Source organism: Siccirubricoccus deserti, assembly GCF_014283215.1.
GTDB classification, from domain to species: domain Bacteria; phylum Pseudomonadota; class Alphaproteobacteria; order Acetobacterales; family Acetobacteraceae; genus Siccirubricoccus; species Siccirubricoccus deserti.
The window spans coordinates 1-7,391 of the sequence record NZ_JACOMF010000113.1 but is presented as its reverse complement, the minus strand read 5'-3'; the positions used below and the strand labels follow the sequence as shown (position 1 = coordinate 7,391).

The following is a 7,391-nucleotide window of genomic DNA, read 5'->3' as shown; positions in this document are numbered from 1 at the left end:
CCCCTCCATGGCCTGTCGCTTCCACTCGCCCACCATGGTCTGGTGAATGCCGTGCTTGGCCGCCAGCTGCGCCGTCGTCAACTCACCCCGCAGCGCTTCCAAAGCAACCTTCGCCTTGAAATCCGCCGAATACCGCATCCGCTTGCCCGTCATCCGGGTCCGTCCTTCTCACAGGCGAACCGAGCTTACCCACCTGTCCGAAATCCGGGGACCACCTCACCCCAAGCCCATGCGCGACCTTGCCGAACCTCTGGCCGCCGCCCCGGCCGTTGCCCTTGCCGGCCTTCGCAAGCGCTTCGCCGCGGGCGGTGCGGTGGCGCTCGACGATGTCTCGCTGCAGGTCGGGGCCGGCGAGATCTTCGGCATCGTCGGCCGGTCCGGCGCTGGGAAATCGACCCTCATTCGCTGCGTGAACCTGCTGGAACGCCCGGATGAGGGGCAGATCACGGTGCTCGGCCAGGACCTGCTGGCGCTGGACGAGTCCGGGCTGCGCCAGGCACGGCGCGGTATCGGCATGGTGTTCCAGCATTTCAACCTGCATCACCGCAGAACCGTTGCGGAGAATGTCGCCTTTCCGCTCGAGATCGCCGGGCTGCCTCGCGCCGACCGGGCGCGGCGCGTGGCGGAGCTGCTGCCGCTGGTCGGCCTGGAGGCGAAGCGGGACGCCTATCCGGCGCAGCTCTCGGGCGGGCAGAAGCAGCGCGTCGGCATCGCCCGGGCGCTGGCCTCCGGCCCCCGCCTGCTGCTTTGCGACGAGGCGACCAGCGCGCTGGACCCGGAGACCACAGCCGAGATCCTGGCGCTGATCCGCGACCTGCGCGATCGCCTGGCGCTGACCGTCCTGCTTATTACCCATGAGATGGGCGTGGTGCGCAGCATCTGCGACCGGGTGGCAGTGATGGAGGCAGGGCGGGTCGTCGAGGCTGGCCGGGTGATCGATGTCTTCACCATGCCGCATACCCTGGTGACGCGTCGCTTCGTTGCGGAGGCGGTGGGCGATGCGGTGCCGCGGGCGGCGCTCGCCCGGCTGCCCGCGCCGGCGGCAGGGTTGCAACGCCGGGTGCTGCGGGTGCTGTTCCGCGGCCCGCATGCGACGCGGCCGATCATTGGCGAGGTGGCCAGCCGGCATGGCATCGCGCTCAATATCCTGGCCGGCCGGATCGACGCGATCGGCGGCGAGCCTTTCGGCGTCATGGTGCTCTCGGCCGATGCGACCGCTGCGACACTGGAGGAGGCTATCGCCTGGATGCGCGGTCTCGGCCTAACCGTCGAGGAGCTGGCGGCATGAGCTGGCTGACGCCGACCTTGCAGGACCTGCTGCTTGAGGCCTTCTGGGAGACACTGATCATGGTCGGGGTCAGCGCCCTGATCGCGGTCGTCTGCGGCCTGCCGCTCGCCCTGCTGCTGCACGCGACCGGGCCCGGCGGGCTGAGTGCCCGGCCCTGGCTGAACCGGCCGCTCGGCTTGCTGGTGAACGCGGTCCGTTCGACGCCGTTCATCATCCTGATGGTGGCGATCATCCCCTTTACCCGCCTCGTCGCCGGCACCTCCATCGGGACCGGTGCCGCCATCGTGCCGCTGGCGCTGGCGGCGACCGCCTTCCTCGTCCGCTTGTTCGAGAACGCGTTGCGCGAGGTGGATCCCGGCGTCGTCGAGGCGGCGCGGGCCATGGGGGCGACGCGATTGCAGATCGTTTGGAAGGTGCTGGTGCCGGAGGCGCTACCGGGTCTGATTGCCGCGGTCACGGTTGCCCTGGTCTCGCTGGTCGGGTTTTCCGCCATCGCCGGGGCGGTGGGCGGCGGCGGCCTCGGCGATCTTGGCATCCGCTTCGGCTACCAGCGCTTCATGCCGGAGGTGATGGCGACCGTCGTCATCATCCTGATCCTGCTGGTGCAGGGGTTGCAATCCTTGGGGGACTGGCTGGTGCGCCGGCTGTCCCGCCGTTGATAGGAGAGGCTTCATGATTTCGCGCCCTCCCCTGCTGCTGCTGCCTGCGCTGCTGCCCGGCCTTGCCGCGGCGCAGGCGGCTGACCTCGGCACCACCGCCCGGCCGGTGCGCGTCGGCGTGACCCAGGGCGTGCATGCCGAAACCTTTGAGAAGGTGAGGGAGGTGTTGGCACAGGACGGCTTTATCACACGCGCCGTGGAGTTTGGTGACTTCATCCAGCCCAATGCGGCGCTTGCAGCCGGCGATCTGGATGCAAACGCCTACCAGCACCTGCCCTTCCTGGAGGCGCAGCGGGCCCAGCGCGGCTATGACTTCGTGCCGGTGGGGAAGACGGTGCTGACCCTGATGGGGGTCTTCTCCCGCAAGCATCGCAGCATCGCCGCCTTGCCGCAGGGTGGGCGCATCGCCATTCCGAACGACCCGACGAATGGCGGCCGTGCCCTGCTGCTGCTCGCCGAGGCCGGCGCCTTCAAGCTGCGCCCCGGCGTCGATCACCGGGCGACCATCGCCGATATCGCCGAGAACCCGAAGCGGCTGCGGATTGTCGAGTTGGAGGCGGCCTCGATCGTGCGGGCGCTGGAGGATGTGGATGCCGCAGCCATCACCGGCAATTTCGCGGTGCCGGCCGGGCTGAACCCGCTGAAGGATGCGCTGGCGCGGGAGACAGAGCAGAGCGTTTACACCGTGCTCGTCGTGGTGCGCCGTGCCGACGCGGAGAAGCCCTGGGCGCGTCGCCTCACGGAAGGCTACCGCAATCCGGCGGTGCGAGCCTTTGTAGAATCGCGCTTCGGTGGGGCGGTGATCCCGGGCGGATGAGGCGGGCCGCTACGACAGTGGAAGCGCAGCTGCCCAGGGTTTCGCTTCCCGGTTCCTATCGCAGATCCAGTCGGTCTTGCCATCGATTGGTCACATCCTTCGGCTGGAACACGATTTTCCAGCGCGGGCGGGCGAGCGCGACCAGTGGTACGTCAGTCACACCGTGGATGTTGAGGTTGTCGATCACGGCGCAGACCCGCCCGGCTGCGGCGCTGATCCAACCCTCCGCCTGACCCGGGAAGTCGACCCGGTTCGCCGTGGTGCGGCGCTCTTAGGGTGCGGTGAACGCGGCACCCGTGGCCGGTTGCAGGGCGCCAGACACGTAGCCCGCGACATCGCGCCAGCCATGGTCGATCTCCTGCTTGGCCCGCTTCGCCTGGGGCCCGGCGGGCCTGACCGGCCGCTGCCCGAGTTAGCGCTTGCTGCCTGCGGCCCCATCTCGTCGAGGCAGACGGCTACGCCGCCTTCTGGCAGCGCGGTGTAGAATTGCTCGATCACCCTCTTCCAGGCGTGAAGCCCGGATCGACCCGTGCACCGAACCAGGTCTCCTCCTGGCGCCAGTTGAGCCCCTCGGCCAGGAGCACCTCGCTGACCCAGCTGCGCCGCATGCCAAAGCCCTGATCGGCGAGATGGGTGACCAGGCGATCCCGTGTCCATGAGGCCAAAGCCAGGCCCAACTCGGCGGGCAGGCTCAGGGCGGCCGTATGATCATGGCCGAACTTCAGGGACGGCCAGCACCAGCCCCAACGCCCCAGGCTCAAAAGAACTCCATCGACTTGCCGGATGCACCACTAAGCTTCGGATGGTGCATTTTTGCTTTCCGCAGCGGCCGTACACGACGCCTCGGCCCGCTTGAAACGCTCCCGTTCCTCGCACATATCGCCGTCGCCGAAGAGCAAATCATGAGGATGAGCGGCGAGCGAGACCCTGGAGCGGCATGAATTCGGCGCCGAGGTAGGGCGCCTCCTGGATCTGGTCGTCCATGCCCTTTACTCCGATCGCGAGATCTTCCTGCGCGAACTGGTGGCCAACGCGGCCGATGCAGTGGACCGGCGCCGGTTCGAGGCGCTGACCGACCAGTTCCTGACCCTGCCCGCCGAGGCCAAGGTCCGCATCCTTCCTGACAAGGCGGCGCGCAGGCTGACCATCTCCGACCCCGGCATCGGGATGTCCAAGGCCGAACTCGCCCAGCACCTCGGCACCATCGCCCGCTCCGGTACGCTGGCTTTTGCGAAGTCGCTGGCCGAGGCGCCCGCCGCCGACAAGCCAAGCCTCATTGGCCAGTTCGGCGTCGGCTTCTATTCCGCCTTCATGGTTGCCGATCGGGTCGAGGTCACCTCGCGCCGTGCCGGCACGGAGGAGGCCTGGACCTGGGCCTCGGAGGGCAAGGGCGACTACACCCTCGCCCCCGCCGCGCGGGAGGACGCCGGCACCGACATCGTCCTGCACATGAAGGCGGACGCCGAGGAGTTCCTCGAGCCTTTCAGGCTGCAGGCGATCATTCGAAAGTGGGCGGACCACATCACCATCCCGATCACCGTCGCCCGTGATGGGAAGGACGAGCCGGCGAACGAGGGCACGGCGCTCTGGCGCAAGCCGAAGGCGGAGGTCACGGAGGAGGCCTACTCCGAATTCTACCGCCATGTCGCGCATGCCTTCGACCAGCCTTGGGCGACGTTGCACTGGCGTGCGGAGGGTGCCCTGGACTTCTCGGCGTTGCTCTTCGTGCCTGGCATGAAGCCTTTCCAGGCGGTCGAGGGCGAGCGGCAGAGCCAGGTACGGTTGCACGTCTGCCGCATGTTCATCACCGACGAGGCCGGGCTGCTGCCGCCCTGGCTGCGCTTTGTTCAGGGTGTGGTGGACACCGAGGACCTACCGCTCAACATCAGCCGCGAGATGTTGCAGGCCACGCCTGTGCTCGCCCGTATCCGCAAGGCGGTGACCAACCGCGTGCTGTCCGAGCTGAAAACGCGCGCCAAGGACACGGAGGACTACGCCAGGTTCTGGGAAAACTTCGGACCGGTCCTGAAGGAAGGCGTCTGGGAGGACGCCGAGCACCGCAAGGAGGTCGCCGCGCTGCTGCGCTTTCGCTCCTCCGCGGTCGAGGGCTGGACGTCCCTGACCGAGTACGTCGGACGGATGAAGGAGGGCCAGGAGGCGGTCTATATCCTGGTCGGTGACGACCCGGCGGCACTGGCGAAGTCGCCGCAGCTGGAGGGCTTCCGCGCGAAGGGTGTGGAGGTGCTGCTGCTGTCGGACGGCATCGACGCATTCTGGCCGGAAAGGCTCCCGGAGTTCGAGGGCAAGCCGATCCGCAGCATCACCCAGAGCACGATAGATTTTTCCAAGATCGCGGGTGGTGCCGATGCCGGCGAGGCACCGGCCGATGTTACCGGTCTGCTTTCCCTGCTGAAGGATGCACTGAAGGACGAGGTCAGCGAGGTGCGCGCGACTGACCGGCTGGTGGAGAGCGCTGCCGTCCTTGCCGCACCGCAATACGGCCCCGATCTGCAGATGCAGCGGCTGATGCGCCGTGCCGGCCGCGGCCTTGGGGCAGGACTTCCGGTGCTGGAGGTCAATCCGCGCCACCCGCTGATCCGGAGGTTGGCTGATCCTGGGATGCCGCAGGCGGAACTGGCCGAGACGGCGGGAGTCCTGCTCGACCTCGCGCGCATCCAGGATGGCGACAGCCCGAGGGATCCGGCTGGCTTCGCCCGCCGGGTCGCGGCGTCGCTCGCCAGCGACCTGGCCTGACTCCCTTCCTACTGGCCTGACGACCGCCTATGTGCGGCCCGCATTTGCCATGCGGGCCGTGCGGATGCGTGATCGAGCCGGTGCACGAGCAGCGCGGGCTGATGACGTGCGCGGAGTGTGGCTAACCCGTCTCCATCCTGGCACGTACCTTACAAAGGTTCGGCATGGCCAGGCTAGGGCGCGCGGCCCTGCCGACGGAGGAGCGCGTGCAGCAGGATGGCACCGAAGGTGGCGGTGCCGATGCCACCCAGTGCGAAGTCGCCGAAGCGCAAGGCGAAGTCGCCCGTGCCCAGCACCAGGGCGATGGCGGCGGTCATCAGATTGGCCGGCTGGGAGAAATCCACTCGATTGTCCACCCAGATTCTTGCCCCGGCGACAGTGATCAGACCAAACACCACGATCGAGACCCCGCCCATCACCGCCAGCGGGATGGCCTGGATCAGCGCGCCGAACTTTGGCGAGAAGCCCAGCAGCACGGCGGTCAGAGCCGCCACCACGAAGACCGCCGTCGAGTAGACCCGGGTCGCCGCCATGACGCCGATGTTCTCGGCATAAGTGGTCACGCCCGTACCGCCCGAGGCGCCAGCCAGGACCGTCGCAACGCCGTCACCCACGAAGGCGCGACCTATATGCGGGTCCATGTCCCGTCCGGTCATCGCTGCAACGGCCTTCAGGTGCCCCAAATTCTCGGCCACGAGCACGATGGCGACGGGAGCGATCAGCAGCATGGCCGGGGCGGAAAAGACCGGCGAGGCGAAGTGCGGCATCCCCAGCCAGGGCGCGGTCGCCACTGGCGCAAGGTCTATGGGCGCGCCGAAGCCGAGGCCATTCGTCAGCACGGCATAGACCAAGCTGGCCAGGATGAGGCCGACCAGGATCAGCAGTCGCTGCACCATGCCGCGTGTCTTGACCGCCACCAGCGCCAGCACCAGGCAGGTCAGCGCCTGCATCCAGGCATCGAAGCTTGTCGGCGCCATGTTCTTCACCGGAATGGCGGCGAGGTTCAGGCCGATGACGGCAACCACCGTACCTGTCACGACTGGCGGCATCAGCCGCTCAACCCAGCCCGTGCCGGTGGCCATGACCACCAGCCCGATCAGCGTGTACACGACGCCGCAGGCGATGATGCCGCCGAGGGCGACCCCGATGTTGGGATTTGGGCCTCCGCCCGAGAATCCGGTCGTCGCCAGAACGACCGCAATGAAGGCAAAGGAGGAGCCGAGATAGCTCGGTACCTTGCCTCGCGTAATGAAGAAGAAGAGCAGCGTGCCGATGCCGCTCATCAGGACGGCGATATTGGCGTCGAAGCCCATGAGGCGCGGGGCAAGCACGGTTGCGCCAAACATGGCCACCACATGCTGAAGGCCCATCGCGATGGTCTGCGGCCAGGGCAGGCGCTCATCGGGCGCCACGGCGGCCGTATCCGTCAATTCCCGTTCAGTCCAGCGCAGCATGTCTCACCTTCACGTTGTCCTATGATTGGCATGCAGGCGTCATCACAGCGCAAGAGGCGAGCCGAGCAGCCGAAGCAGACTGCCCGGGTATCCACGCTCGATTTTTCCGGCTCCGGCCATCTTGGTAAGCGACGCGTACTGACCTCCCCCGTAGAAGTGGCCCGCCGGCCGGATCCGTGCCCCATTGCGTGGTGTAGGAGTTGTGCTCTCTTGCGGGCTGGGTCGTCGCGTCATTGGGCCAGGGCGGGCAGGCTGACGGGTGCAGTATCGTTTGAACCGCCCCGGGTTTGCCGGAGGCTTCAAACCTTGAGAGGTTGGAGCCATGACGAAGAAGACGTCGAACCGGTTTTCGCCTGAGGTGCGGCAGCGAGCGGTACGGATGGTGCTGGACCACGGAGGTGACCACGCCTCGCAGTGGT

The 7,391-nt window shown here is 67.5% G+C and carries 8 protein-coding genes; 4 read left to right on the top strand and 4 right to left on the bottom strand.

What is annotated here, in order from left to right; all coding sequences use genetic code 11:
- The coding region (locus H7965_RS27885) for a transposase (RefSeq protein WP_186773799.1) at window positions 1-153 on the bottom strand (153 nt) is incomplete at its 3' end.
- 76 nt (window positions 154-229) lie between these two features.
- On the opposite strand from H7965_RS27885, the gene H7965_RS27880 reads away from it, so the two are divergent.
- Genes H7965_RS27880 through H7965_RS27870 form a run of 3 tightly spaced genes read left to right on the top strand, consistent with a single transcriptional unit; the run spans window position 230 to window position 2,764 of the window.
- Window positions 230-1,288 carry a methionine ABC transporter ATP-binding protein gene (locus tag H7965_RS27880; RefSeq protein ID WP_186773798.1) on the top strand — a complete coding sequence of 353 codons (1,059 nt, stop codon included), beginning with the start codon at window positions 230-232 and terminating at the stop codon, window positions 1,286-1,288.
- The gene (locus H7965_RS27875) at window positions 1,285-1,947 is read left to right on the top strand and encodes a methionine ABC transporter permease (RefSeq protein ID WP_222440859.1); all 663 of its coding nucleotides are present in this window, start codon (window positions 1,285-1,287) and stop codon (window positions 1,945-1,947) included. Before H7965_RS27880 ends, H7965_RS27875 begins: the two co-directional genes overlap by 4 nt.
- 13 nt (window positions 1,948-1,960) lie before the next feature.
- A complete protein-coding gene (locus tag H7965_RS27870) occupies window positions 1,961-2,764 on the top strand; it encodes a MetQ/NlpA family ABC transporter substrate-binding protein (protein WP_186773797.1) in 804 nt (267 codons plus the stop codon).
- A 55-nt stretch (window positions 2,765-2,819) separates the two neighbouring features.
- On the opposite strand, the gene H7965_RS31435 is transcribed toward H7965_RS27870, so the two are convergent.
- Together H7965_RS31435 and H7965_RS27865 are read right to left on the bottom strand one after the other, a co-directional pair.
- Window positions 2,820-2,951 carry a hypothetical protein gene (locus H7965_RS31435; RefSeq protein ID WP_261394416.1) on the bottom strand — a complete coding sequence of 44 codons (132 nt, stop codon included), beginning with the start codon at window positions 2,949-2,951 and terminating at the stop codon, window positions 2,820-2,822.
- Between the two features lie 307 nt (window positions 2,952-3,258).
- Window positions 3,259-3,525: a hypothetical protein gene (locus H7965_RS27865; protein WP_186773796.1), complete on the bottom strand. Its 267-nt coding sequence runs from the start codon at window positions 3,523-3,525 to the stop codon at window positions 3,259-3,261.
- Window positions 3,526-3,691: 166 nt separating this feature from the next.
- On the opposite strand from H7965_RS27865, the gene htpG reads away from it, so the two are divergent.
- Window positions 3,692-5,518: a molecular chaperone HtpG gene (gene htpG, locus H7965_RS27860; protein WP_186773800.1), complete on the top strand. Its 1,827-nt coding sequence runs from the start codon at window positions 3,692-3,694 to the stop codon at window positions 5,516-5,518.
- Between the two features lie 173 nt (window positions 5,519-5,691).
- On the opposite strand, the gene H7965_RS27855 is transcribed toward htpG, so the two are convergent.
- Complete coding sequence (locus H7965_RS27855; protein ID WP_186773795.1) at window positions 5,692-6,972, bottom strand: solute carrier family 23 protein; 1,281 nt, start codon at window positions 6,970-6,972, stop codon at window positions 5,692-5,694.
- Window positions 6,973-7,391: the final 419 nt, after the last annotated feature.